The organism is Amycolatopsis sp. NPDC051071 (assembly GCF_040682875.1).
Taxonomy (GTDB): domain Bacteria; phylum Actinomycetota; class Actinomycetes; order Mycobacteriales; family Pseudonocardiaceae; genus Amycolatopsis.
This window is the reverse complement of sequence record NZ_JBFBBY010000331.1, coordinates 1-1,237: the sequence shown is the minus strand read 5'-3', so window position 1 is coordinate 1,237 and position 1,237 is coordinate 1. Positions and strand designations below refer to the sequence as shown.

1 protein-coding gene is annotated in these 1,237 nt (G+C 68.2%); it reads left to right on the top strand.

The features are described 5' to 3' along the window. The first annotated feature begins 123 nt into the window (after positions 1-123). The gene (locus tag AB0M65_RS40855; RefSeq protein ID WP_364041067.1) at positions 124-1,203 is read left to right on the top strand and encodes an IS30 family transposase; all 1,080 of its coding nucleotides are present in this window, start codon (positions 124-126) and stop codon (positions 1,201-1,203) included. The last annotated feature ends 34 nt before the right edge of the window (positions 1,204-1,237 follow it).

Below are 1,237 nucleotides of genomic sequence, written 5' to 3'. Positions count from 1 at the left end.
CTTGGGTTCACGGGGTCGTTGCAACACCGATTGTGGTCGGAGGTTGTGGTGGCGGGTCGTGTGCCGTTGGGGCGGGATGTGCGGGTGCGGTTCTGGAGGGGGATTCGGGCGGGGCGGGCTGTGATGCCTGCCTCGCTGGCGGCGGGTGTGTCGCAGGAGACGGGTCGGCGGTGGTTCGCCGAGGCTGGCGGGGTGATCGGTAACGCGCCCCGCGAGCTGGGGAATCGGTATTTGTCGGTGGTGGAGCGGGAGGAGATCTCCCGTGGCCTGGCCAGCGGGGACGGTGTGAGGGAGATCGCGCGGCGGCTGGGCCGGGCGCCTTCGACGATCAGCCGGGAGATCAGCAACAACGGTGGCCCGGGCCGGTATCGGGCCCATGTGGCGGAGGCGGCGGCGCGGGAGCGGGCGAAGCGGCCGAAGACAGCGAAACTGGCCGATCCCAGCAATGCCGGGTTGCGGGATCATGTGCAGGAACGGTTGCGGCGGCGGTGGTCGCCGGAGCAGATTTCGGCCAGGCTGGTGAGCGAGTTCGCCGACTGCCTGGAGATGCGGGTGTCCCACGAGACGATCTACCAGTCGATCTATGTGCAAGGCCGGGGTGCGCTGCGCCGCGAGCTCGCGGCCTGTCTGCGGACCGGGCGGGCGCTGCGTAAACCCCACCGCCAGGCTCAGGCCCGCACACCGCGGATCCCGAACATGGTACCGATCAGCCAGCGCCCGGCCGAGGCCGAGGACCGGGCCGTGCCCGGGCACTGGGAAGGCGATCTGATCCTCGGCGCCTCGAACAGGTCCGCGATCGGCACCCTGGTCGAGCGCAGCACCCGGTTCTGCCTGCTGCTGCACCTGCCCGACGGCCACGACGCCGTCGCCGTCCGCGACGCCATGATCACCGCCATCCACACCCTGCCCGCGGCCCTCAAACGGTCGATGACCTGGGACCAAGGCACCGAGCTCGCCCGACACGCCGAGATCACCATGGCCACCGACCTGGACATCTACTTCTGCGACCCGCATTCGCCCTGGCAGCGTGGCAGCAACGAGAACACCAACGGCCTGCTCCGCCAATACTTCCCCAAAGGCACCAACCTCTCGGCCCACAGCCCCGAACATCTCACAAAGGTGGCCGCCGAACTCAACGGCCGCCCCCGCAAAACACTGGACTGGCTTACACCCCAAGAAAAACTCAACCTGCTACTGTCCTAAATAGAGCATGTTGCGACGACCGCATGAATCCGCC